Source organism: Acidobacteriota bacterium (genome assembly GCA_022340665.1).
In the GTDB taxonomy this organism is placed as follows: domain Bacteria; phylum Acidobacteriota; class Thermoanaerobaculia; order Thermoanaerobaculales; family Sulfomarinibacteraceae; genus Sulfomarinibacter.
This window is the reverse complement of sequence record JAJDNM010000125.1, coordinates 115713-140486: the sequence shown is the minus strand read 5'-3', so window position 1 is coordinate 140486 and position 24774 is coordinate 115713. Positions and strand designations below refer to the sequence as shown.

General features: G+C 62.3%; 23 protein-coding genes. 8 read left to right on the top strand and 15 right to left on the bottom strand.

Translation table 11 applies throughout. The annotated features are described in order from the left end of the window. The first annotated feature begins 31 nt into the window (after window positions 1-31). Window positions 32-1141, top strand: a complete 1110-nt coding sequence (locus LJE93_14170) for a hypothetical protein (GenBank protein ID MCG6950053.1) — start codon at window positions 32-34, stop codon at window positions 1139-1141. A 22-nt stretch (window positions 1142-1163) separates the two neighbouring features. Here LJE93_14170 and LJE93_14165 read toward each other — a convergent pair whose 3' ends face one another. The 9 genes from LJE93_14165 to LJE93_14125 form a co-directional block, all read right to left on the bottom strand. Next, window positions 1164-2918, bottom strand: coding sequence for a tetratricopeptide repeat protein (locus LJE93_14165; GenBank protein ID MCG6950052.1), 1755 nt, complete (start codon window positions 2916-2918; stop codon window positions 1164-1166). Between the two features lie 130 nt (window positions 2919-3048). Further along, window positions 3049-5244 carry an ATP-dependent RecD-like DNA helicase gene (locus LJE93_14160; GenBank protein MCG6950051.1) on the bottom strand — a complete coding sequence of 732 codons (2196 nt, stop codon included), beginning with the start codon at window positions 5242-5244 and terminating at the stop codon, window positions 3049-3051. A gap of 56 nt (window positions 5245-5300) precedes the next feature. Further along, window positions 5301-5621, bottom strand: a complete 321-nt coding sequence (locus LJE93_14155; GenBank protein MCG6950050.1) for a hypothetical protein — start codon at window positions 5619-5621, stop codon at window positions 5301-5303. Window positions 5622-5725: 104 nt separating this feature from the next. Beyond that, window positions 5726-6499 carry a carbon-nitrogen hydrolase family protein gene (locus LJE93_14150; GenBank protein MCG6950049.1) on the bottom strand — a complete coding sequence of 258 codons (774 nt, stop codon included), beginning with the start codon at window positions 6497-6499 and terminating at the stop codon, window positions 5726-5728. Further along, window positions 6499-6975: a PaaI family thioesterase gene (locus tag LJE93_14145; GenBank protein MCG6950048.1), complete on the bottom strand. Its 477-nt coding sequence runs from the start codon at window positions 6973-6975 to the stop codon at window positions 6499-6501. The genes LJE93_14150 and LJE93_14145 overlap by 1 nt, the downstream gene beginning before the upstream one ends. Before the next feature lie 36 nt (window positions 6976-7011). After that, window positions 7012-7488 (bottom strand): tRNA (N6-threonylcarbamoyladenosine(37)-N6)-methyltransferase TrmO, encoded by a 477-nt coding sequence (tsaA, locus tag LJE93_14140; GenBank protein ID MCG6950047.1) that lies wholly within the window; start codon window positions 7486-7488, stop codon window positions 7012-7014. Between the two features lie 34 nt (window positions 7489-7522). Next, on the bottom strand, window positions 7523-7891 hold the full coding sequence (locus LJE93_14135) for a cupin domain-containing protein (protein ID MCG6950046.1): 369 nt from the start codon (window positions 7889-7891) through the stop codon (window positions 7523-7525). Further along, complete coding sequence (locus LJE93_14130) at window positions 7888-8166, bottom strand: hypothetical protein (protein ID MCG6950045.1); 279 nt, start codon at window positions 8164-8166, stop codon at window positions 7888-7890. Before LJE93_14130 ends, LJE93_14135 begins: the two co-directional genes overlap by 4 nt. Window positions 8167-8303: 137 nt before the next feature. Then, entirely contained in the window at window positions 8304-9116 is an 813-nt protein-coding gene (locus LJE93_14125) for an ion transporter (GenBank protein MCG6950044.1), read from the bottom strand. Window positions 9117-9250: 134 nt separating this feature from the next. On the opposite strand from LJE93_14125, the gene LJE93_14120 reads away from it, so the two are divergent. Continuing rightward, a complete protein-coding gene (locus tag LJE93_14120) occupies window positions 9251-10474 on the top strand; it encodes a PQQ-dependent sugar dehydrogenase (protein ID MCG6950043.1) in 1224 nt (407 codons plus the stop codon). Between the two features lie 66 nt (window positions 10475-10540). Here the strand turns inward: LJE93_14120 and LJE93_14115 are convergent, their stop codons facing one another. From LJE93_14115 to LJE93_14105, 3 genes are all read right to left on the bottom strand, one after another. Further along, the gene (locus tag LJE93_14115; GenBank protein ID MCG6950042.1) at window positions 10541-11761 is read right to left on the bottom strand and encodes a winged helix DNA-binding domain-containing protein; all 1221 of its coding nucleotides are present in this window, start codon (window positions 11759-11761) and stop codon (window positions 10541-10543) included. Then, window positions 11758-12456, bottom strand: a complete 699-nt coding sequence (locus tag LJE93_14110) for a phosphatidylethanolamine N-methyltransferase family protein (GenBank protein ID MCG6950041.1) — start codon at window positions 12454-12456, stop codon at window positions 11758-11760. Before LJE93_14110 ends, LJE93_14115 begins: the two co-directional genes overlap by 4 nt. A gap of 72 nt (window positions 12457-12528) precedes the next feature. After that, window positions 12529-14136 (bottom strand): GMC family oxidoreductase N-terminal domain-containing protein, encoded by a 1608-nt coding sequence (locus tag LJE93_14105; protein MCG6950040.1) that lies wholly within the window; start codon window positions 14134-14136, stop codon window positions 12529-12531. Between the two features lie 88 nt (window positions 14137-14224). Between LJE93_14105 and LJE93_14100 the strand changes: the two genes are divergently transcribed. From LJE93_14100 to LJE93_14090, 3 genes are read left to right on the top strand one after another with little or no spacing between them, the layout of a single operon-like run. Next, window positions 14225-14674 (top strand): thioredoxin family protein, encoded by a 450-nt coding sequence (locus LJE93_14100; GenBank protein MCG6950039.1) that lies wholly within the window; start codon window positions 14225-14227, stop codon window positions 14672-14674. A gap of 8 nt (window positions 14675-14682) precedes the next feature. Next, on the top strand, window positions 14683-15915 hold the full coding sequence (locus LJE93_14095) for a peptidoglycan DD-metalloendopeptidase family protein (protein MCG6950038.1): 1233 nt from the start codon (window positions 14683-14685) through the stop codon (window positions 15913-15915). Beyond that, window positions 15912-16907, top strand: coding sequence for a hypothetical protein (locus LJE93_14090; protein ID MCG6950037.1), 996 nt, complete (start codon window positions 15912-15914; stop codon window positions 16905-16907). Before LJE93_14095 ends, LJE93_14090 begins: the two co-directional genes overlap by 4 nt. 12 nt (window positions 16908-16919) lie before the next feature. Here LJE93_14090 and LJE93_14085 read toward each other — a convergent pair whose 3' ends face one another. Next, complete coding sequence (locus tag LJE93_14085) at window positions 16920-17348, bottom strand: LysM peptidoglycan-binding domain-containing protein (protein ID MCG6950036.1); 429 nt, start codon at window positions 17346-17348, stop codon at window positions 16920-16922. 116 nt (window positions 17349-17464) lie between these two features. Between LJE93_14085 and LJE93_14080 the strand changes: the two genes are divergently transcribed. Continuing rightward, a complete protein-coding gene (locus LJE93_14080; protein MCG6950035.1) occupies window positions 17465-19771 on the top strand; it encodes a hypothetical protein in 2307 nt (768 codons plus the stop codon). Between the two features lie 20 nt (window positions 19772-19791). Here the strand turns inward: LJE93_14080 and amrB are convergent, their stop codons facing one another. Beyond that, window positions 19792-20952, bottom strand: coding sequence for an AmmeMemoRadiSam system protein B (amrB, locus tag LJE93_14075; protein MCG6950034.1), 1161 nt, complete (start codon window positions 20950-20952; stop codon window positions 19792-19794). Continuing rightward, the gene (ispG, locus tag LJE93_14070; protein MCG6950033.1) at window positions 20949-22175 is read right to left on the bottom strand and encodes a flavodoxin-dependent (E)-4-hydroxy-3-methylbut-2-enyl-diphosphate synthase; all 1227 of its coding nucleotides are present in this window, start codon (window positions 22173-22175) and stop codon (window positions 20949-20951) included. Before ispG ends, amrB begins: the two co-directional genes overlap by 4 nt. A gap of 57 nt (window positions 22176-22232) precedes the next feature. Here ispG and LJE93_14065 point away from each other — a divergent pair, with 57 nt between their 5' ends. Both LJE93_14065 and LJE93_14060 read left to right on the top strand, forming a co-directional pair. Next, window positions 22233-22631: a hypothetical protein gene (locus LJE93_14065; protein ID MCG6950032.1), complete on the top strand. Its 399-nt coding sequence runs from the start codon at window positions 22233-22235 to the stop codon at window positions 22629-22631. 75 nt (window positions 22632-22706) lie between these two features. Next, window positions 22707-24746, top strand: a complete 2040-nt coding sequence (locus LJE93_14060) for a DUF2298 domain-containing protein (protein ID MCG6950031.1) — start codon at window positions 22707-22709, stop codon at window positions 24744-24746. Window positions 24747-24774 lie beyond the last annotated feature (28 nt).

Below are 24774 nucleotides of genomic sequence, written 5' to 3'. Positions count from 1 at the left end.
GAATGATGGAGAGGCTCTGTGGGAGGGTCGGGTGAGCACACAGCGCAAGCTGACCGAACTGTTGCGCGAGCTACAACAGGCCCGATCACCGCTTGCGCAGGCAAGGATAGTGGCACGTGCCTGGAGAACGGTGCGCGAGATCAGCCCGACCGACCGTCGGCTGTTGGCCCGCCACCTCGCGTTCGACGGTGCCGAGGAGATCCTCGATGCCCTGGCGCGCCGAAAGGGTGGAATGGCGCCGTCGGCGCTCCTCCGGGGATTGGCTGAAGCACGTGCAGCGGACGGTTCGAAGCTGCAAGAGATGGTCGCCGCCATCCGTGACCCGGAGCGGCTGGAGGAGGTGGTTGTCGCGGGCGCCGATCTGGCCACGAGTGTCCTCGAGGACGAGACAGATGGTGAAGCGGCACGCGAGAGTTTCGAGCTGATCGATTCCCCTCAGGCGGCGGAAAATATAGCCCCCGAAGTGCCGGAGACAAATGGGAGAGATCGCGAAACTGCCTCGCCTGAGATGGCTCCGAGGGGCGAAGCCTCTTTAGCAGCGAAACCGGAGGACAAAGCGGAGGTAACGGATGAGACGCCGAACGGTCGGGCAACCGTGTCGGAAGTCGAACCTCTGCGCGAGTTGCCTGGACCGCCGCAGAAACCCGCCCCTTTGATGGTGGATTGGAGCCGTTGGGATTCGAACCGAAAAGAATCGGCGGCGCCTCCAGAGTCGCAACCGTACCAGGATGTGCTGGCTGGCGAAACGCCGGGCACGGGAGATTTCGGGCGGCATGGCGGAATCGGGGCAGCGGTTGAAGGCGCATCCGTTCTCCCGCGCCTTTTGGCCTTCCGGCGACATATCCGTGAATCGTCTGGCACCGGGTTCGACGAGCTCCAAAGTCTGGTGGAGAGCTTTCCGGACGGCTGGATGCGCCGTCGGGCAATTTGCGCTGTGTTCGACGAGGGGATCGCGGACCGCATCGATGATGCCCTCGAGCTGGTATCGAGCCTTGGTCGCGAGTCGGACCGACGATGGTGCCTGTGCGTCCTCGCGGCTCGAGGTCTTCTTCAGGGCGAGTCGTTGGAGGGCGCGCTTGCCCTTCTCGACAGCCGGTTCGCCAGGAAGCGCGTCGAACACCTCGCCGGCCTGGCCGTGTGACTTGTCTGACTCGGGAGGCGACCTATTCCCCTCCGCTGTGCATCCGTAGCAGCTCCTCGAAGCGCGGATCGTCTCGAATTGGATCCCACACCGGATCGTGCCGAAGGGTTGCTTCAGAGATCCATCCGGGTGTCGTGAGCGCGGTGTGGAGCGTCTTGACCGCGGAATAGGGCTCGTCCACCCAGGCGTAGATCTTCGCCAGCTCGATGAGAAAGCTGTGGCCCGCCATGGCATCTGTGGTGATGGGTGACAGCTCAACGGCTCGTATGCCCGACTGGATGGCGTTCTCCTTTTCACCGTTCAAGGCGTATGCCCATCCCAGGGCCGCGTGGTACCCGGGATCTCCAGGAGAAAGGTCACAATGATGTTCGAGATATTCGCGCGCGTTATTGCAGATGGAGGGAGTCGAGCCGGCAGGCGAACCGAATACGCGGCATTCGCACTCAGCGAGCGCGCGGGTGGAGATCAATTCATCGATCGGCTCATGGATTTCATTGTTCACCCGAGCCAGTTCGCTCAGCGCGCGGGGCCAGTCCCGCTCGTACATCGCCTGTTCGAACCGGTAGTAGCCACGGAGCGCGGGGTCCTTGTCCGGCATCGAATCGAGGATGGACCCGGCTTCATCAAGGGGGCCGCCGCCGGCCCGAACGATCCGCGCCAGATAGACGTATGGATGTATTTCGTCGGGCGAGAGGTCGATGACCTTTCGGAAGTATCCGGCCGCCTCCTCGTAGCGGCGCATTCGCGCGAGAGTGGATGCGACGGCGGCGATATAGCCCGGATCCTCCGGCCGCATGTCCAATGATCTCTGCATTGCGTCCAGGGCCTCCTGCCACCTGCCCTGGCGGCGGAGGACGAGGCCGATGCTCGCCGAAATGGTGGAATCGTTCGGACGCTTCCGGGCGGCTTCGATGAACTCGCTCAGGGCCAGCTCGTAGTTGTTTTGACCCCAGTAATAGTAGAAACCGAGCGCGCGATGTCCCTCTGGCAGATCCGGGTCGATCTCGCGAGCCCGGCGCGCCGCCGCATTGGCCGCCGCGAGACGCTGGGGGGACTTGTCATAGCGCCAGTGGAAGATGAGGCTGTGATTCTCGCTCAGCATGGCGTGGGCGAGGGCGAAATCCGGGTCGAGAGCGATTGCCTGATTGAGGAACTGTTCAGCCAGAGCGAGCTCCCCCTCCTCGAAGCTCGCGCTGTACTGGCGGCCGCGAAGGTACACGTCGTAGGCTTCGAGGTTTTCGGTCGGTCGCACGTCGAGCGCCTGCACCTCATCCGAGCTCAATGGCACGTCCAGCTTTTCGACCACGGCATGGGCGATAGCCGACTGAACTTCGAAGATATCCGCTATCGGCCTGACGATTCGCTCATTCCACACTACACTGTCGTCGGCAACTTGGAGCAGACGTGACTCAACGATGAGCTCCCGGTCCAGATTCGCGTTTCGGTCGTGAAGGACCGAACCCTCCAGGAGAAAGTCCACACCGAGATTCCGGCCGATCTCATCGGTTGCTCGGAGGGCATCCCCGTCGGATCCAGTCCTGTGTCGTGAAACAAAACCGAGGCCGCTGACCGAGGCCAATCGGTCCGCGATCTCGTTGCTCAAACCGGCGGCGAGATATGTATCGTCAGGTCCGCCCAGGTTCGCGAACGGCATAATCAGAATGCGGGGAACGTCAGTATCCTGCGCGGGCAAAACCTGGTCTGCCGGCTGCGGACGACCGCAAGCCGGCGCCACCATCAACGCGATTGCCGCGGCGAGGCGGATTGCCCTGTACATCGACTCCCTCATGATGCACTCGTGCAAGGGTTCGGATAGCCCCTCAGTCCCTGCTGCGCGAAACATTTTATCGTATCGCGAATCCACGCCCGACAGGGCATGTCTCCGAAACCATCCCGTCACTCGCGGATCACGACGTCGATGACGCGACGACCTGTCGGAGCCGTTCGGCGAGCATGGTGTTTCTGGCACGCACCGAGGCGTTGTAAACGGCTCGCGAAAGGGCACGTTTCGAGCCGACGATGACCACCAGTCGCCGACCACGACTGATGGCGGTATAGAGGAGATTGCGTTGCAGCATGACGTGGTGCTGGTGGTGCAACACGATGACGACCGCGGGATACTCGCTGCCCTGGGACTTGTGAATCGTGCAGGCGTACGCGGGAACGATATCTTCAAGGGCGTCGGTAGGAATGATCACCATGCGGCCATCAAAATCGACGATCAGTTCCCTGTTTTCGAGTTCGATTCCCGTGACCCGGCCGAGATCGCCGTTGAACACGTCGAGCTCATAATTGTTGCGGGTCTGCATGACCTTGTCGCCGACCCGGAAACGGCGCCAGCCCACAACCAGCTCCGGTCCAGGGGGAGTGAGCTCCTGCTGCAGCCTTTCGTTGAGATAGGTCACACCGAGCTCCCCGCGATGCATCGGGGAGAGAACCTGGATGTCGTCGATCGGATCGAGGTCGAAACGATCGGGGATGCGTTGCGTCACGAACTCCATGGCCAACTCCGACGCGGCTGTCGGCTCATCGCGGGCGACGAAGAAGAAATCACTCGATGCAGGATCGTCGTCGAGAATCGGCATCTGGCCTGCATTGATTCGGTGTGCGTTCTCGACGATCAGGCTGCGTTCGGCCTGCCGGTAAATCTCATCGAGACGAATGACCGGGACGCAATTCGAGTCGATCAGATCCGCGAGGACGTTGCCAGGGCCGACCGACGGCAACTGATCGGCGTCGCCCACGAAAACCACCCGCGTTGCCGGTGGAATTGCCTCGAGCAGCATCGCCGCCAGCTCGACGTCGAGCATCGAAGCCTCGTCGATCACCAGACAGTCAGCCTCGATCGGCCGCTGCCGGGTGCGGGTGAATGTTCCGGTGATGGGATTGAATTCGAGCAACCTGTGGATCGTGCTGGCCGGGATTCCGGTCGCTTCGGAGAGCCGCTTTGCGGCCCGCCCGGTTGGCGCGGCCAGGACCACCTTTTGCTCCTTGCGGGCGAGAATTTCAACAACCCCGCGGATGAGGGTCGTCTTTCCCGTGCCCGGCCCGCCGGTGATCACGACCAGCTTCCGAGTCAACGCAGCTGTCAGCGCCTCACGCTGCTGGTAGCCGAGACGGATATTGAGGCGGCCTTGGTACCAGGCGATTGCGGTGTTGAGGATGATGGGTTCAGTGGCGGCGAGCGTCTCGAGTGTCTCGGCGAGATTGAGAGCCACCGCTGCCTCGGACTTCTCCAACCGCGGGAGGTAAATGGCTGATGGATCGTCGCCCCGGGGGCGCACCGATGCTTGTTCCCGAGCTATCAGGCCGGCCAGTGCCGGCGGCAGCGCTTCGACGTTGGTTTCGAGAAGCGTCGCCGCAGTCTTCAGCAGGACGTCTTCGGGTAGGAAGCAATGGCCCTGGCCGACCGCCTCGACCAGAGTGTGGAGGATACCGGCCTCGAGACGCTCTCTCGCATCGGATGGTATTCCGAGCTGTCGAGCGATTCGATCGGCAGTGAGAAACCCGACTCCAAAAACTTCTTCCGCCAAGCGGTACGGATTTGAGCGAACGACCTCGATAGCGCCCGGACCGTAGCGCTTGAAGGCCTTTACCGCAATTCCAGGCGACACACCATGGCCCGTGAGGAAGATCATGATCTGTTGAATCCCGCGGTGTTGGTCCCAGGAATCACATACCTGTTCCAGAGTCGAGGGTCCGATGCCGTTGACCTCCAGGAGGCGTTCCGGTTGGTTGTCGAGGACCTCCAGGGTGTCGAGCCCGAAAGCCTCGACGACCCGAGCGGAGCGTGCCGGGCCGAGGCCACGGATTTTGCCGGAGCCGAGAAACTGGCGAAGGCCCTCGAGCGTCGATGGTGCGACGTGTACGTAAGATTCGACTTCGAACTGATCTCCGTATTTGGCGTGATTGACCCAGCGGCCGCTGAGCCGGAGGTTGTCACCATGTCGCACGCCCAGGAGCGGCCCTGTGGCCGTCACCGAGACCGCATCCTCGGACTGGAGACGAACGGCACACCAGCCGTTCTCATCGTTGCTGAAGAGGATCTTCTCGATCGTTCCCTCGATGGTTTCTTTCTTGAATCCCGGTTTTTCGTCGGACATGCGAGGGATTGTACGGCAGACTGCCGTCGTGATCACCGTCTGCCGAGGGATTTCAGCTAATGGAACGCGATCGCGAAAAAACCAAGAGGGATGTAGAAGCCAACCTCGGTCGCGAAAACTAGGCCGAGTCCGACCGACGCGGATTGCCGGACGGCAGAATAGGAACGATCATTCCGCCGTCGGGTTCCGATCCACACCAGGAACCAGACCGCAGCCGGGCCGCCGAGGCCGGCGATCATGCACGAGAGCACGGCGAGTTGTGCCGGCACAGCGTCAAGCATTGTGAACGCGAATATCTGCCACGCGAGGGCGGTCGCCGCGGCGCCGCAGATGCCGAAGAGGGGAGTCAGACCCAGAAACTTGAGCTCATCGTGCATCGCCACCCCCAACAGAGGAGACACCTCCGCTGAAACCAATATAGGTGCTGGATCGTGAAATGCCACGAAAACAGTGTTCCTGGGGAGCATCTGGACCGGTCGAGTCACTCCTCGACGTAGCGCGGGTAGGTTGATTTCGCCCGTACTGCATCGGCCAGATCGACGTCGAGCGTCAGGAACGGGTTGTCGGTTGATGTCATGCCGAGGATGATCCCCTGATCCGGTTCCGCGATCCACCCTACACCGGCGAAATCTCCGCCCTCGGACGTCCGACCGGCAAGGTTTGACGAGATACAGAAGGCACCCGAAACCACCGCCGCAGTCTGACCGCCGGCCAACCACTTCGACAGCTTGGCCGTCGGTGTTGCCCTGGGACAGACGATGATGTGAGCGCCTTGCTCACCGTACTCACGTGCGTGGTGGGAGAACCAGAGTTCGGTGCAGATGAGGAAGCCGACGGACGCGTCCGCGATCGTGGCCAGTGAGAATGTAGCCGGACCCCTCTCGTACCAGGACGCCTCCCAGAACCCGGGCTCATCCGGAAGGTAGCGCTTTTCGTGCACATCGACGGCGCCGGCGCCCGGCTCCCAGTAGAAGCCTGCGTTCCGTCTGGCACCGTCCGAGACGACTGGACGGCTGCTGATGACCGCTGCCGGCCGCAGCTCGCCCAGGCGCCCGATCCACTCCTCGTGTGCTTCGACTGCGCGCCGCCACTCGACCGGGTCCACCTCTCGCGATTGGGCGAGCCAGCGATAGAAGGGCATCTCTGGCAGCAATACCAGATCGCTCTGGTTGTCATCGACGTGTTGCACCAGGCTGGCCCATGCGTCAGAGAATTTTGAGGGCTCGTTGGGCAGTTCGCAGACCGTGATCTTCATCAACTACGCTTCGCCATCAGATCTTCCGGCATCTGCACCGCGATGACCCTGCCTCGGGCACAGACCTCGCCCTCAGCCGACACGGTGGCCGCGACGATCACCTTCCGACCCGAAATTTCTTCGACCGTTCCGCGAATCTCGAGAGGGACACCGAGCGGGGTGGGGCGCAGGTAGTCGACCTGCAACGAGGCCGTGACGAATCGGAATGGCGGCTCCGAATCCCAGGGCCGGCCGGCCTCGCGATAGGCGGCAGCAGCAGCCGTGCCGGTGCCGTGGCAGTCGATCAGCGAGGCGATGAGACCGCCGTAGACATAGCCCGGTATCGCAATGTGGTACGGCTCGGGTGTGAAGTGGGCGACCGTCTCGTCTCCTTCCCAGTAACTCTTGATCCGGTGGCCGCGTTGGTTGAGCCGACCGCAACCGTAACAGTGGGCGAGGTCGTCGGGGTAGTGGTCCTGTATCGCGTCGTTCTTCATGGGAGCGATCCTACCGCGTTTCGCGTCGAGGGCAGTCTATTTTTCAAATCTCTCGTCCGCGACCGCCCTTCGGTTTTTGACTTCGTCCAGCCATCCGCAACGGATCTCGGTTTCGCCGTCGAATTCTCTGACGAAGGGCTTGACGTCGAGCACGGGCGTGCCGTCGAGGAGATCGACGCCCTCGATCCGCAGGGTGGAGCCTTCGATTCCCAGCAGTCGTACGATGGAGAGCCCGATCGGGTTGGGTCGTGACGGAGCGCGGGTGGCGAAGAGGCCGCGCAGTTCGGTGTCCAGGTACGGTACGACCTTGAGCTTGAATGAAGAGGCCTTGTGGAGATGACAGATCAGAATGATGTGCGAGAAGCCGTCGAGGTCGGCCAGCCCGTCGACATACTGTTCCGCAATCTCGACCGAGCCCTCGATGCCTTGAGCACGCGACGGCTGAATCGGGGTTCCGCAGGCGGTTTGGTGCGGGCTGCGAACGAATCCAATCGGTTGATATTCGATCCTCAATTGACCCTCCGTTGATCGGCAGCAATTGGCTCGTTCACTCGGATCTCGAGCCTGGTTCCTCCTCGAATACCTCTTGCTCGAGGTCGAAGCTCGGCGTGTGGACGAGGAGTATCCGGGCTGGCTCGTCGTTTTCATTCTGGTAGCTGAACTTCTCTCCCTTGCGGACGACACAGAGATCGCCGGCGGCGAGGCGGACGGTCTGGTCTTCGACTCGGAACGCAAGCGTTCCCTGCAGCCCGAAATAGAACTTGTCCGATCTCTTCGACCACGCACGTCGGTGCCGGGTGCCGGCAGGGACCGTGATCTCGGCCACCGACGAGGCGCAGCTCCGGTCGCCCGTGTAATCGCGGATCTCGAGGCCCTCGAAGTTGAACGGCGTGACGGACCGGGCGTCGATCTTCACGGAACCTCTCCTCCAGACTCGAGGAAATGGTATTCGCCATCAACGACACCGGCGTCCGTACGGCCCTGAGCGGCTGCGGGCTCACTCATGAACGCATGCACCGCCTCGATGTCGTCTATTTCGAAGAGAAAGAAGACATTGTTCGGCTCGTCGACCGCCCGCCAGATGTGGACGACTCTCATTCCGGCTTCTCGCTGGACGGCGGCGTGCGAGTCGAATACCTCTCGCCATGTGCGATAGTCCCGCACGCGGTTGCGGCACAGCATGTATCTCATGATGCGACTCCTTTCACTGTGGCAACCCTCTCCTTATAATCACGTGCAAGGTGAGAAGGCCTCCGATCACGGCATTCACGAGAAAGTTTGTTTCAGACAACGCGCGGAAGGGGCCGCCCTTTCTCATCGCAGGGGCGTCAGAGCCTCGCGCCGCAGAACTTGCAGTGCACCGCGTCGCTGTCGTGTTGGCCCGCCCCGCAGTCGGGGCAGGCTTGGGTGGACACCTTGCCCCTGACCGCGCCTGCGAGTTCTACCGACACGATGCCCGTCGGCACCGCGATGATGCCGTATCCCATGATCATGATGATCGACGCGAGGATCTTGCCGAGAGGGGTTTGCGGGGCAATGTCACCGTAGCCGACGGTAGTCATGGTGACGATGGCCCAGTAAATCGAGGTCGGGATGCTGACGAATCCGTTGGCCTCGCCTTCGATGAGGTACATCATCGATCCGACGATGATGACGATGGTCAGGACAGCGCCGAGGAACACGATGATTTTACGTGCGCTTGCGCGCAGGGCGGCGGTGAGATCCTTGGCCTCGCCCACGAAGTGCGCGAGCTTGAGCACCCTGAAGACGCGAAGAAGTCGGAGGGCGCGGATCACCAGGAGTGATTGGGCGCCCGGGATGATGAGGCTGAGGTAGCTCGGGAGGATCGCCAGGAGGTCGACGATTCCGAAGAAGCTTCGGGCGTACCGCCAGGGTTTGCCGACGCAGTACAGCCGCAGCAGGTACTCGATTGTAAACAAAACAGTGACGATCCATTCGAAGGCGCGCAGTTGGGGGCCGTATCGGGCCGCAACCGAGGGCACGCTTTCGAGCATGACCGAGATCACGCTCAAGATGATGAGCAATAGCAGCGCGACGTCGAAGGCCTTGCCGGCCGGCGTGTCGGCCTCGAAGATGATCTCGTGGAGGCGGTCTTTGCGGGTCATCGATGCTGCGTTCATCTCGTGGATTGATTCTAACCCGCACTCCCCTCCGGCTGCGCAGATGGCGAGCGGAGGAGATGGCGATTCGGGCCGCCGCGCCGGAATGAATTGATATCCGATTTCAATTCTACCTCTTGAGTAGGAGGTGAAGAATGCCGAAGCGATTTCGGAACGGGTATCGAGTCGCCCTCGTGTTGGCGGCATCCGCCTGTGCCGTGACCGGAGGGACGGGATACCTCTATGGCGGTGATCCACCCGACGATCTTGGTCTGCAGCTGGTGGATAGCGGCTTCAATCGACCGGTCGGGGTGACCGGAGCTGGAGACGGTTCGGGGAGGCTTTTCGTGGTCGAGCAAGACGGCACGATTGAAATCGTCGGAATTGGGACCTTTCTCGACATCACCTCCAAGGTCGACTCATCTACCAATGAGCAGGGGCTCCTCGGTCTCGCGTTCGATCCGGACTTCGCTAGCAACGGGTATTTCTACGTCAACTACACCCATGACCCTGGTCCGGGATCCGATGTGACGCGGATATCCCGCTTCGAGGTCTCCGGAACCAACGCAAACGTCGCCGATGCGGCCAGCGAGACGGTCCTGCTCTCGTTCGCTCAGGACGCCAACAACCACAACGGTGGTGACATCCGATTCGGACCCGACGGCTACCTGTACGTCGCAACCGGGGACGGCGGGGGCTCCGGTGACCCCTTCGATCGCGCCCAGAGCCTGGACACATTGCTTGGAAAGATTCTGCGGATCGATGTCACATCGGGCGGCCTCTACGGCATTCCGCCGGACAATCCGTTCGTCGGCGACGTGAATGCGCTCGACGAGATCTGGGCGTACGGCCTGCGGAACCCGTGGCGGATGAGCTTCGATCGCTCAACAGGCGACCTCTATATCGGAGATGTCGGACAGAACAACGTGGAGGAGGTGGACCTCCAGCCGGCCGCGAGCGGAGGCGGGGAGAACTACGGTTGGAGTTGCATGGAGGGAGATCAAACGCCGAACTTCAACCCCTGCGACGGGCAACCGCTGACCCCGCCGATCCTGGTTTACGGGCATTCACCGGAATGTTCGGTGACCGGCGGCTTCGTCTACCGCGGAGATATTCCGGGCCTCCACGGAATGTACGTGTTCGGCGACTACTGTTCGGGGAGGATCTGGTTCGCCGAGGACTCTGGCGGGTGGTTGGCGAACGATTGGACGGCAATTGGCTTCGGGCTTTCGTCCTTTGGTGAAGACGACGGGGGGGAACTCTACCTGACCGACGTCGACGACGGCACACTTTACAGATTCGTCAGCCCGAGCTCGATATTCACCGACCCCTTCGAATCGGGCGATGCCGGCCGCTGGTCGAGCTCAATCGGGAGCTGAGTCGTTCATCGACAAGGTTGGCGGCAGCCGGGCGAAGCCTCATCGATCGAAAAGCGTGCGGGAGGGTCATTGCGGAGTCGAGGACCCGACCTCCAGACCGACAGATTGTGCATACCGGTCGAGCGCGGTGCGCGCAGCTTCGCCGGCGTCTGGCGTGGCCGGTTTGGCTGGATCGTCGCCTTCGTAATGCAGGGACAGGATTTCGAGCGTTCCTTCCTTGCGCTTCGCTTTCAGGTCGTAGCGCGCGACCAGGCGTTCCCCGGCCAGCACCGGAAGACAGTAGTAGCCGTAGATCCTCTTGGCGGCCGGTTTGAAGATCTCGAGCATCTGGTGGAAACTGAAGAGCAATTGGACGCGTTTGCGGTCCCAGAGGACCGGGTCGAAAGGTGAGAGCAGAACTCCGCGGTCCTTTCGCGGACGGACAGTTTCCAACCTCGAGGCGAGCTCGAGATCGGCGGGCCGAATCCATCCGCGACTCGCTCGTCCGTGGTCCACCTGCACGGCGCACCGAACCACGTCGCCCGAGGAGACAAGTCGCTCGAGGGCCGGGACGACGTCCTTCTGGGGGAGCCGAAAGGTCTGGGCGATCGTACCGGTCGCTGCCCAGCCGTGGCCGGCGAGGGCGCGGAGAACGAGGATTTCGATCGCCGTCTCTTTGTTCACCCTCTGCCGGCGCCAGCGTTCCGGAACCACCCTTTCGGCGAAATCATAGGTGCGTTGGAAGTTCACTCGTTCGCGAATCGCGAGCTCACCCGAGGACCACATCGCCCAAGCGACCTTCTTGGCCAACTTGAGGTCCCACCAACCCTGGCCGCCGCACCCCTCCATTTCGAGGGAGCGAAGTGGCCCTTCTTCTCGGATACGGCGCCTGAGATCCTCGGCCACCTCGGGATTGTCGCCGACCAGGTCGCCCCACCACGGCGGAGTGCGTGCGAACTCGTCGCGGCGGAAGCCGAACGTCGGGTAGAGCTCGATCGGAATCCAGCTCGCCTCGTGCCCCCAGTACTCGAAGATGGGCGCGCCGGGTTGGAGCAGCTCCTCCGCGAAAGGGGTCTCGAACGCCTCGAGTCTCGAGTGGAGCACGATCGAGTGGCTGCGCGCGCCGGCGACCGATACGGTATCGAGCTGGAGGTAGCCAAATCGGGCGATGATCCGACGGGCCGCCTCCCGCGCCCGCTTGCCGCGCCCGGAAGCACGTCGCGGCATGCCGGTCCACTCCGGCTTGAGCAGCCCGGCGCGGCACAGGGCCAATCGGCGCGCTCTGCGGACGTCGATCGTTGCCGTCACGGAGGTGGTGGGTCGCGGTAGATGCGCCGCATGTCCGGCAACTCGGTCGTGACGAAGTGGACCCAGATATAGAGATGGGCGAAGACCGCTGCCACCAGCGCGGGTCGGGAAGCCAACCATAGAGCCGGAACATAGAGAATCAACATTCCAAAGGTGTACATCCCGTTGGACGTGAGACGAAAGATTCCCCGGCGGACAAGCGGCCGCGATCGGTAGCTCCGGTCGAAATGATCCTTGCCGAACGCTCGCAGAATGCCGAAGTACCGGATCACCGAGTACACGAGGTAGACCACTGGAGTGGCGACGGCTACGGCCGCGACCTTGAGCAGATTCTGGTTGACGGGAAGAGTCTCCTGCGAGGCGATGGCGAGGGCCGTGACCACGAGCAAACGGCCGAGTAGCAATATGGCAAAGACCGCCGCATAGATCGCGAACGCATGCTCGCCGAAAAGCCGGCTCAGGAGGCCCCGATGGAGCTCGGTGCGCCAGCAGAACCAGACGAAGACCTGATGCAAGATCGGGATCTCGATCGCGATCCAGAACCAGTTCCAGGTGCTGACACCCCACAGCTCGCCGCGATGGAAGCAGCCGCAGTTCATGGCCATCAGCCACAGCACTGGCAGGGCGATGACCAGAAACAGGATGTGCAGCCACTGCCGTTCGAAGATTGCTGCGACGGATCCTGTAGGTTTCATGAGGGTGGATGGTATACCACCACCGTTCGAACGTTGAATCGTCAACACCTTAGAACGTTGAACGTTTTACGTTCAAACGCCTTTCGCGGGTATCCTCGAACACACGTGCTCCGCGAGCGCGGTGATGGTCAGTGACGGGTTGACACCGAGATTGGCGCCGATCATGGATCCATCCATGACGTACAGGCCTGCATGGCCGAAAACGCGTCCCGAGGAGTCGATGACTCCGTTCTCCGGGCCGCTACCTATTCCGCAGCCTCCGAGAATGTGGGCGGTCGATGAGGTATCCAGGAGAACCTCGTTATAGGTCGATTGGGGAATCGCATCGAGGTCTTTGGCCACCTCACGGGCTATCTCGTTGGCCACCGGTATGTACGAAGGAATACCGGGTTGGCTGGTGTCTGGCTGGGTGGTGAGGGTTCGGCTGAATGGCCACAGGATCTGCCGCTTGCGGACCAGCCGCGTGTGATTGTCGGCGGTCTGCATGGCCATCAGAACGGTGCCGGTCTCCGCCTTGCCCCACGGCTTGAGAATACGGAGAAAATCAATCGGGTGCCGGAAGATATTGCCGAGCCATTTGAGCTGGCGGGGCATGCCCGGGCCGCCGTCGGTGAGGGGTGTTCCCAGAAGGAGCATGACATCGGAACCCTTGGAGAATCGTACGCATTCGAAATGCGTCTGATCGTCGATCTCGACCTTGGCAGCGATGGCGATGCCCTCGGAAAGGTCCTTCCGGCTACGTGAGGTCATGCCGAGGAGGGCTTCCGAGTTGGTGCGCACGATGTTGCCGAGCTCGTCTGAGATATGCGGAAGAGCCCCTCTCTCCTTGCATTCCATGAGCAGGCGGACGGTTCCCAACACTCCGCCGGAGAAAACTACCCTGCGGGCGGTCAGCGCTCCGCGCTCAGTGGAGAAGAGGCCGTTTTGACGGGTCCAGCGCAGCCGGTACCCTCCGGTCGTCAGGGCTTCGACAAGGTCCACTCTCGTATCGGCGACGACCCTGGCGCCGTTTTTCTCTGCAAGGTACAGATAATTCTTGTCCAGTGTGTTCTTGGCTCCCGGGCGACAACCGACCATGCACCCTCCGCAAAAGGTGCAGCCGGTGCGGTCGGGGCCAGCGCCGTCAAAATACGGATCGGGAACAGTGACCTCCGGCTCTCCGAAGAAAACGCCGACCGGTGTATTTTGAAAGGTGTGCGCCCGTCCCCGCCGCGCTGCGGCACGACGAAGCGCTTTGTCGGCCGGCCCGAGCTTTGGGTTTTCGGTGACACCGAGCATCCTTCGCGCCGTGTCGTAATGCTCCGGCATGATTGCGCGCCAGTCTTCCAGTCCCTTCCACTGAGGATCATCCCAGACCGTGTCCGGAGCGTCGAAGAGGGTATTCGCATACACCAGGCTGCCGCCTCCGACGCCGACGCCGTGAAGAACGAGCGCCTCCCGGAGGAGCCTCAGCCCGAATATGCCTCGGCAGCCGATCTTCGGCAACCAAAAGGACTTGCGGATATTCCAGTTGGTGTTCGGAAACTCCTCGGGGCGCCACCGTCTGCCCTTCTCGAAGACCGTCACGCTGTAGCCCTTCTCGGTCAGGCGGTGAGCTGCAACTGAGCCGCCGAAGCCCGAGCCCACGACTGCGAAGTCGGTGTCAAAGTCGGCAGCGATTTGCGAGGAAGTCTGGTCCATCGGGCCTCCCGGGCAGAGTGTACCCGTTCTTGCCGCATCACGGCAATCAATCCGGGTGACTACGGGAGAGGCGAGATATACTGCTCGCATGAGAAGGCGACGCCTGAGGGCGTTCCTCGTCCTGCTGACATCGTCGGTGGTCCTGTCCGCAGCCAATCCTCGCCTGGTCGACGGAGTTTCCGGTGCGCCGGTCGAGTGGTCGGATTGGGTGAGCAAACGCGGACCCGTTGCCGTCCTGGTTTGGGCCTCGTGGGCACCCGACGCCATAACGACCATCGATCGCTACCCTGCGCTGAAGGCGGCCTGTGAGGAAAAGGGTCTGAATCTGGTGCTGCTGGACGTACAAGAGACGCTCGAGGAAGGCAGGAGGGCGCTGAGCGATCGCGAAATCGCATGGCTTCACGACCGACATGGCGCTCTCCTGAAGCGGTACCGGGTGATCGATGTGCCTTCCCTGCTCATCGTAGCTGCGAACGGCGAATCGCTGGGCAGGCTGGCGGCCGTACCCGACGAGGTTGATCGGTGGAAAAGTCCTTGAATTCAATCGTGCATCGGTATTCCGCACTGATCACAGTGCTCACCTTCGCGCTGTCTGCGGGCGTAATCTTGTCAGCCGCGAGCTGCGGCGGCGAAAACTCCACCGCTGCAACCATCGAGCCGGTTGATGTGGCTCGGCTCACCGCCTTTCATCCACCGGTCCGCACCGTCGTTGTTTCGGGAGACACAATTGAAAGCGTGTGCCAACGGTTGGCGGGGGAGGACTGGACGCAGTGGCGCGATGCGGTGGTGTCCGAGATGGATCCCAGGCGGCTGTTTCCGGGCACCGAGTTTCGCGGTATCTGCTCACCGTCGGGTACGCTCGAGCGACTCGAAATCATGATCGACCGGCGAAACGAGTTGCACTTCGCGGCGGGCCCGGATGGCATCGTCGTTTCGCGTATCGAGCGACCGATCGAAAGTGACGTCGTGCGGCTCGAGGGAGTCATCGAATCGTCTCTCTTCGGTGCGGTGGAACAAGCGGGAGGTGGACCGGAGCTGGCGGTGCGCATGGCTGAGGTCTATCAGTGGGACGTTGATTTCCTGCGTGACCTGCGCAAGGGCGATACATTCGTCGTGGTGGCCGAACGGCAGATGATCGAAGGCGATTTCTACGGTTGGGGAACGCTGTACGCGGCGCGTTTCGTCAACGGTGATCGAACCCTCAATGCGGTCGCATACCCCGACGATGAAGGGCGTCTTGGTTACTACGATCTAGAGGGCCGGCCGCTTCGCAAACAGTTCCTGCGATCGCCGCTCAAGTTCAGCAGAGTTACGTCCCGCTTCAGCATGAGTCGGTTCCACCCGGTATTGCGGCGACGCATGCCGCACTACGGAGTTGACTATGGCGCACCAGTTGGAACCCCCGTTCTGGTCACAGCCGACGGGACCGTCACTTTCGCCGGACGTAAAGGTGGCGGCGGAAACATGGTGACGGTCCGGCATACCAACGGGTACCAGACCAACTACCTGCATCTCAGCCGATACGGCAAAGGAATTCGACGAGGGGCTCGCGTGAGCCAGGGTCAGGTCATCGGATACGTCGGCTCGACCGGACTTTCCACCGGCCCCCACCTCGACTACCGCGTGACCCTGAACGGCAAGTGGATCAATCCGCTGAGGATATCGTCACCACCCGTGAAACCACTCTCGGAAGAACGGTTACAGCGCTTCCTGTCGCACGCGTTGGCCGTTCTTTCGCTCATCGAGAATGAACCTCCTCCAGTCGGAGCGCGCTGTTGAACGCCACCATGCGGGTCGAATCTCCCTGCCGTGCGGACCTGGCGGGCGGGACGCTCGATATCTGGCCGTTGGGGATGCTGCACCCGGGATCGGTGACGGTCAACGCAGCGATCCCGGTGATGGTTCGGATGGATGTCGATCTCGAAGCGCCCGAAGGAGAGGTCTGGCACGCGTTGGGCGATGCGGACTGGAACCGTCTTGACCGGTCGGCCGAGGCAACGGATCTGTCAGCCGCGGTTGCACTCGCCATTCGACCGGCCGGCGGGGTTCGCGTGCGTGTTCATTCGCAGGCATCGCTGGGCTCCGGCCTCGGTGGTTCCTCCGCTTATGCGGTTGCGCTCGCACGCGGCATACTCGCAGCACTCGGGGAGGACATGCCCGACGAACGGCTGGTCATGCTCGCGCGCGATCTGGAGGCACGAATTCTCGGAGTACCCACCGGCCTTCAGGATCACTGGGCGTCCGTACGGGGCGGCGTGCTCGCCATCCACCATGAACCGGGAGGCGAGCGAGTCGAGCCACTCCCCGTCCAGCCTCGCTGGGTGGGAGACCGGCTGACCATCTTCGACACCGGGATTTCGCATCACTCGGGTATGGTCAACTGGCAGGTCATTCGCCGACGACTCGATCTCGACCGCAACACCACCGACGCCCTGGGGGCAATTGCGGATGCTGCGCGGTATTGCAGGAAGGAATTGCTAGCCCGAGACGAGCATGGGGTTGGTGAGGCGATCGCTGCGGAGTGGGAGGCACGCAAGCGGCTGGCGCCTGAAGTATGCCCGCCGGATCTCGAGTCCGTGGTGGACGCGGGGATCGCGGCGGGCGCTGCGGCGATCAAGGCATGCGGTGCCGGCGGCGGCGGCAGTGTGCTGGTCTGGCACCCCCGGAAATCACGCGAGGTGATTTCACAAGCGCTGCAGGCGGCTTCCGTCACCGGGCGCGTGGTTGCGGCCGATATCGAGGAGGTCGGCTGTCGCGTTGTCGCCGGCTGAAGACTCCGCGTATTACGGAATCTTCAGCTCTTGACCGGGTTTGATGAGATCCGGGTTATCGAGGATGTCCCGGTTCGCCTCGTAGATCTTCATGTAGTCGCTTGCCCTGCCATAGTGTTGCTGAGCGATCGCGCCGAGAGTGTCACCCGGTTGCACCGTGTATGTGCGGACCTCGGGCGCGGGTGCCGGTTCCGGCTCGGGTGGGGCCGGTTTCTCGACCTTTATGGCGTTGACGATGTTATCCGTCTTGACCTCTGCGTCGAGCCTGGTCATCACGGCATCGGCGGCTTCGCGGCTGGTTGCTGTTCCTGTGAGCGTGACGGTCTCGTCGTGTATTTCGGCGCCGAGGTCGCTCACGCCCGGGGTCGTTGCCTCGATCTCCTTGAGCGCGTCGCCCACCTTCTCGTCGAGGCCTTTGCCGAACATATCGAACAGTCCCATGTCTGGCGCTCCTTTCCTTGCGCGGTAGTGTGGCGGACACTATAGCAACGCGATTTCGATTTTGCGAGTAGTTATAATTCTCGAAACGCAGAAGCACCGCACGACAGGAGCGCCGAATGGCAGAACATGACCTTTACCTGGGCACAGAGATCGCCGCGGGCGAGCGCGAGACCCTCGATATGAATCACCTGACTACACACGCGGTATGCGTGGGGATGACCGGGTCCGGGAAAACCGGTCTCGGGATCGTGGCCCTCGAGGAACTCGGCGCACTGGGCATCCCTCTGCTGGTCATTGACCTCAAGGGGGACATGGTCGATCTCCTGCTCAACTTCCCGTCCCTGTCCGGTGAAGAATTTGCACCGTGGTTGCCGCCCGATGCGGTCGTGGGCCGTGACCGCATGGAGGTGGCCTCCGAGCAGGCCGAATTCTGGCGCAAAGGATTGGAAGGATCGGGGCTCGGGCCGGATGACATGCGCCGAGTGCAGGACGGCGTTGCCTGGCAGCTGTTGACGCCGGGTGCAGGTTCGGTGGCGCCTGTCGATATTCTGCCCGCGCTCAGCGCGCCCGAAGGGTGGGACCCTGACGGCGATCCGGATGCCGCCACTGATCGGGTTAACGGTGTCGCATCCGCCATTCTCTCGCTGGTCGGGCTCGGCGGCGACCCGTTATCCGATAGAGATCATGCCCTTACCGCCTCGGTCATCCTCGAACATTGGCGAAGGGCGGAACCCCTCGACTTGCCGGGCCTCCTCTCGAGCCTCGCGGACCCCCCGATGGACACGCTCGGCGCCCTGCCGATGGAGAGTTACTTCCCGCGAGACGACCGCATGAAGCTTGTCATGCGGCTCAATACCCTGCTGGCGAGCCCGGCGTTCTCGGCCTGGACCGAGGGCATGCCGATGGACATGGAACATCTCCTGGGTGACGCCGCCAATCCCCGAGCCAGCATCGTCTCGGTGGCACATCTTGACGAGCGTGAGCGCCTGTTCATCATCGGCCTGCTGACCTCCGAGCTTGTCGCCTGGATGCGTCGGCAGCCCGCGTCTTCGCGGCTGCGGGCGCTGATGTACATGGACGAGGTGCAGGGCATCATCCCCCCGTATCCCAGGAATCCTCCCACCAAGGCCCCTCTGCTGACCCTGTTCAAGCAGGGGCGCGCATACGGAGTGGGTGCGTGGATGGCGACCCAAAATCCGGTCGACCTCGACTACAAGGCGCTCGGCAATGCCGGTATCAAGCTGGTTGGGCGGCTCATCACTGACAGGGACCGGGAGCGCGCGCTCGAGGGCCTCGGGATGTCGAATCTTCTGGACGGCCGGGAAGCGGATGATGCCGTGGCTGCGCTTGGAAAACGCGAGTTTCTGCTGACGGATGTCCGCGACGAGCAACCGTTTCGCGCGTTTTCCTCGCGATGGGCGATGAGTTATCTCAGAGGTCCGGTCACACTTGCCGAAATGGGGCCGTTGATCGAAAGACAGTCGGCCCAGCACAGGTCAGAGCCCGTGAGGCAGGAGGAGACGAGGCCGGATTCTGCAGCGAAAGCGCCGGTAATACCGGCTTCCGTTCAAGTATCCTATGCCGCCGGAGCCACCGGGCTGGCTGTGCCCGCGGTGGTAGTGCACGATCGACTCAGCGTCGAAAGAGTCACCCTCGACCTGTATCGCGAGCTGGAGGAGGTCTGGCGATTCCCGATTGATGACGACGGTCGTATCGAATGGGAGGATGGGGAGCTCCTGCAGGGAGCGCCGCGCCTAGTGGACGATCCTCCTGATGGAATGCGTTTCCCGGCGGCAGCACCTGGCCAGCTTTCAGGTGAGCTGGAAATGGCGGAGAGAGATTTCGTCGCCTGGCGCGCACGCCGCCCGCTGATAATGCTGGTCAACGAGAACCTCAAGATGGTGGCGGAGGAAAACGAAACACGAGAGGGGTTCGTCTCCCGATGCCTGCAGGCCGCCGACACGGCGGACGACCAAACCCAGGATCGTGTTCGTGCGCGTTACGAGGGAAAGATGAAAACCCTTCGCAAGCGGCTCGACCGGGAGCGTGACGAGCTCGACAGGGATCAAACCCGACTCGATGCGAGGAAGGCGGAGGAGAAGATGGGCATCGTCGAGGGCCTGTTCGACGTGCTGCTCGGATCCCGATCCGCACGCTCGGCGTCGAAGAAGGCTGCTTCGAAGATGAAATCCACTGCCAGCAAGCGTCGCATGCGTAAAACGGCGGAGGGGGCGGTCACCGAGTCCCTGCACGAGATCGAGCGCATCCAGGACGAGCTCGATTCGCTCGCGGGCGAGCTCCAGCAGGAGATCGACCGGATCGCATCAGAGTCCGAAGAGAAGGCGGAACAGATCGAGGAGAAGGCGATCAAGGCGAAGAAGGCGGATATCACCGTCCTAGATCTGTGGCTGGTCTGGTCCTAAGCACCGGAACTGTTCGCCTTTCAGCGCTCCGGCATGGAGTATCCGACGGCGGCGTAGCCGACCCAATGGTGGAGATTCGAGGGCGCAGTGTAGCCGAGGCCAGTAGCACGCACCGCCTCTGAAACCGGGAGCTCGGGTTCGGAGATGCTGGTCCCGTACCTCAGCAATTCGCCCTGCGGAACCGAGCCTTCTACAGCCAGCGAAACCTTGCGCAAGAGCTCGAGCCCGAAGGGAATCGAGAATCGGCCGCACCACGGCAGGCGGTACTCGAGGTCGGCGGAGTCCACGAGAGTGTCGAAGAAACCGTGGAGCTTCCGTGAGTCGAGAGGGCCGGTGAGATACTCGCCGGCAAGCCGAAGATCACGCGCGACGGCCTGCTCGTAGGCCCGGGCGTCGGTCCCGAACGGTGCGTGATCGAAGTCTGGTCCGTAATGCACGGCGTCACTCGAAACGACCACCGCGACATCTTTCCCAAGTCGCCACTTTCTGGCGTTCATGATGTCCGCGAGTGCGCCGGCCAGCTGGTCCGACAATTCTCCCATGCGGTTCCATCCCATGTGCGGCACCAGGATCGGCACGATGGTTCTCGTCGGATGATTTTTCTGGAGAAAAGGAATGATCGCCTCCAGGGAGTGTTCGCGACAATGCATGGCATTGTCGACGACGAAACTCTGGGCCGGGAGAGCGTCGATCAGATTGGCGCGCAGTGGATCGACCTCGATGTCGCCCCAGGGACCGTGCCACGCTTCGAATCGGTCGAAAACGATGCGATTACGAAGATCCCATGCCTTTGCCCTGTGAAACACGCCGATCAGCAGAACGACTGGCGCGTCGATGCGTTCGGTGAGGTGGACGTAGACGCGGCTCGCGTAGAGGTGGTCGTCGTGCGGGCAGACGCCACCGATGAAACGCCCGCCACCGGTGCCTCCGAGGCGTTGATCCTGCACCGCGAGGCTTTTTTCCTCGAGCGCGATTGCGGTTGAAACGACCTCTTCCGCTGCGCGCTCGTCAACCACGAATCCAACGGTGTCCATCTGCCCGCGAACCCGGTCTCCGTCGGAGCGCATTCCCATCATCGCCTCGACCTCGGCGCGGGTGGGGCCTTGCACTTCGGAGGTGAACCCGGTCACGAAGACAAAGATCAACGGCAACAGGGCGAAGAAAACGGATGTTCGGATCACTGGGCACCTCCCGGGTATTTGCGCTCCACGTAGTCGTCGACGATTTCGAGGAAGCTGGCTGCGATCTCGTTCGGCGTCCCCTGCAATGTCGTGAGCAGCCGCCCGCCCACATAGACCGGGCATCGGGGCTCTTCGCCTTTGCCCGGCAGGCTGATGCCGATATCCGCGGCCTTTGATTCTCCGGGCCCGTTCACGACACATCCCATGACTGCGAGTGTCATGTCCTCGAAGCCGGGACGATTCTGCCGCCAAACAGCGAGCCGTGCGCTGACGTGCCCCTCGACTGATGACGTCAACTCCTGAAACCGGTTGTTGGCAGTACGGCCGCAACCCGGGCAGGCGGTGACCGACGGGGCGAACGAGCGCAGCCCCAGAGCCTGGAGAATCTCGCAGGCCGCCCGCACCTCGTCAGTTCGACCTCTGTCGGGTTCCGGTGTCAGGGAAACGCGGATCGTGTCGCCGATGCCTTCGGCCAAAAGCACCGCCAGAGCGGTCGATGACCAGGTCAGTCCTCGAACTCCCATGCCGGCCTCGGTCAGGCCGACGTGAAGAGGTTGATCGGTGCGTGCGGCCAGATTTCGGTAGACCGATATCAGGCGCGGCGGGGAGGAAAGCTTGGCCGAGAGCACGATGCAGTCTTCCGTGAGGCCTGCATCGAGGGCAGCCTCGACCGATCGCAGGGCCGACAGGACGATGCATTCGTCAACGATCTCGGTCGAGCTCAAGCTGCGTTGGCGGCCCGCGTTATCTTCCATCCGCGAGGCGAGGAGGCCTGAATCCAATGATCCTGCGTTGACCCCAATCCTGATCGGCACGCCGTGATCCAGGGCGATCTCGCAGATCTCTGCAAAATGCCTATCTCGGGGCAATCCCTTGCCAACGGTTCCCGGATTGATGCGGTACTTGGAGAGCGACGCCGCGCAGCCCGGAAACTCCCTGAGGAGCTGGTGGCCGTTGAAGTGGAAGTCACCGACCAAGGGTGTGTTTCGCCCCAGATCATCAAGGCGGTGCCGTATCTCGGGAACAGCGGCAGCCGCCTCGGCGGTGTCGATCGAAACGCGCACCAGCTCTGCTCCGGCGTCGGCGAGCTCGATGCATTGGGCGGCAGTCGCTTCCGCGTCGGCAGTGTCGGTGTCGGTCATCGTCTGGACCACGATGGGAGCGCCGCCACCGATGGTGAGGTCGCCTACCGCAACAGCCCTGGTATTCTGCCTCGCTTTCATCCGTCTCCCCGAAGCGAACGAAATACAATGCCGATCATATAGTGAACGGAGGTCGTCGTGCGAGGAACACGAGTGAGGGTCGAGGATGGTGAGAGCGGGCGCGAGTTGTGGGCGCGCGTGGCCGAGGCCGGTGAGGATTTCGTAATCGTCGTTGGAGGAGGAGATCGGCCACATGTTGGCTGCGTCGTGCTGGCCCAGCCGATTCACTCGAAGAACCGACCGGAGGCGCGGTCAGCTTCCTGCTCGGTGCTCACCATCCCACCGCACAAAGAGGAACCGATTGCCCGCGGGATCGCCTCACGCGTCACCCAAGCGCTGGGGCGGGTCACGGTGGTGACGGCTGGCGTTCACGAAGACGACCTGGGTCAGACGGGCGTCGCCGTCTTTCTGCGCCTGGGCGAGGAGCTGGCCGAGGTGCTGGTGCAACACCTCCTGGAGATTGAGCGCGCCGGTTGAGGCAGGCGGCAGGGGAGACCTTTCCCAAACCACCTTTTCCCGCCTCTGCACCATAGGGCTACAATGAGTTCAAGCATGACCATCCTATTTTTCCTGTTGGCGGTCACGGTTGCAGGGCTCGGCGGGTATGGCGTGCTGGTTCGCCTCGGCCTGGACGACCTCGAATCGTGGGCTGGTGGACGAGTGGCCGGCCTCCTGCTGGTGGCCCTTCCGGCCTGGTGGACTGGCGTGCTCGGGTTGCGCCAGTGGAAGGTCGTCGGTGCTGTCGCCCTCGTGTTGTTGGCGGCGGTCGGGACCCGGGAGGTGTGGCGTCGACGGGAATGGCGGAGCGTCCTCGCTGCAGAGGCCATTTTCCTCGTGGTCGCGGCGATAATCATCTTCATTCGCCTCGATCATCCTCAGATTTCCTTCACCGAGAAGCCGATGGATATGGGGATATTTGCGACCTTGCTTCGGGGCGAAAGTTTTCCGCCGCCCGATATGTGGCTCGCGGGCGAGGTTCTCCCGTATTACTACTGGGGGGCGCTGTTATGGACGATTCCGTTATGGCTGAGCGGCCTGCCGCTGGAGTTTGGCTACAACCTGATTGTCGGCATCATCGGTGGGATGGTCGGTTCGCTGCTTTGGATGTTGGGTCGACGCGCGGGAGGCAGTCACGTCTCTGGTTTGCTTGTGACTTTCTTCGGGCTCCTCGCGGGAACACCGGACGGAATGCGACAGCTGTTTGCAGGGCAAAACATCGCCGGGCTCGATTACTGGCAATCATCGCGACAGATTCCTGACACGATCACGGAATGGCCGCTGTTCACGTTTCATCTTGGCGATCTCCATCCTCATCTGCTTTCGATGCCTTTGACATGCCTCGCATTGTTGTTGGCCTGGCAGGCGGGGAAAAAAGGGCCCGATGTTCTTCAGGTCGTGTCCCTGGGCCTGCTCTTCGGTGTGACCTGGGCAGCGAACCCATGGGCCATGCCACCGACTCTGGCCGCGATCGCGTTGCTTCTGGTCGCAAGCGGCGATCGCTGGCACTGGCCGATTGGGGAGGGAGTTCGCAGGTGGTTGTCGATTGCCGCCGTAGCTCTCTGCGGCTGGCTGGCCACAGCACCGTTCCACCTCGGGTTTGAACCATTCTTTCAGGGCATCAAGCCGGTGTTCGCGTGGACCGATCCGGGCCACCTGCTGCTCTATGCCGGTTGCCTGCTGGTCCCGGTGTGTATCGCCGCCTTCGCTCTTCTCGGTTCGATGTTGGGAACCGATCCGGTGGTGTCACGCTCCGTGCTGCTGCTTGTTTTGGCCGCCACCGCGGTACTAGCGGCGGCGACCGGACGGCCGACATCGGTCATTCTCGCGGTCGTCCTGTTGATTCTGGTCGTGTCCGCGATCGGAGCAGGTGCGGGGAGCGACCGGCCTGTCCTCGCGTTGGCCGCACTCGGCATCTTCCTGCTGCTGGTGCCCGAGGTACTTTACGTTGCCGACAACTACGGAGATGCGCTCCATCGAATGAATACTGTCTTCAAGGCGTACATCCAGGCCTGGCCGCTGCTCGCCATTTCCCTGCCGGTCATGTTGCACCTCGGTTTGCGTCGCCCGGCAGCACGCGTGGCGGTCCTCGGGATCTGTGTGGTTCTCGCTCTGCCGCATCTGGTCGGCGTCATCGTGCAACAGCTCAAGGCCGAAGAACGAGGCCTCGATGGCATCGCGTGGATGTCTCCGGGGGATCAGGCTCTTGTCAGGGCCCTGCGGCGCGAACCACCTGGAACGCAGATGATCGAGGCTGTTGGCGGTGCATACACGGAGTACGCCCGCCTCTCGGCAGCTTCGGGTGTGCCCGCCTATCTGGGGTGGGCGAATCACGAGTCGGTATGGCGGGGTAACGACATTCTCGAGGAGACTGATCGCAGGCATGAACTCGTATCGCGCCTCTACTCATGTGCAGATCCCACAGAGGTGCGGCGGCTCGCCCATGATGCCGGAATCGACCTCGTGGCGATCGGTTCGCTCGAACACGAGGATTATTCGCCAGATCAACTCCGAGCGGTAGCAGCGGCTGGAGACGTCGTTTTCGAAAAGGACGGCGGGATCCTGGTCCGTTTCGCCACGCCCGATGCTCGGTAAGATACCGAGCGTGCGGTTATGATGGTTT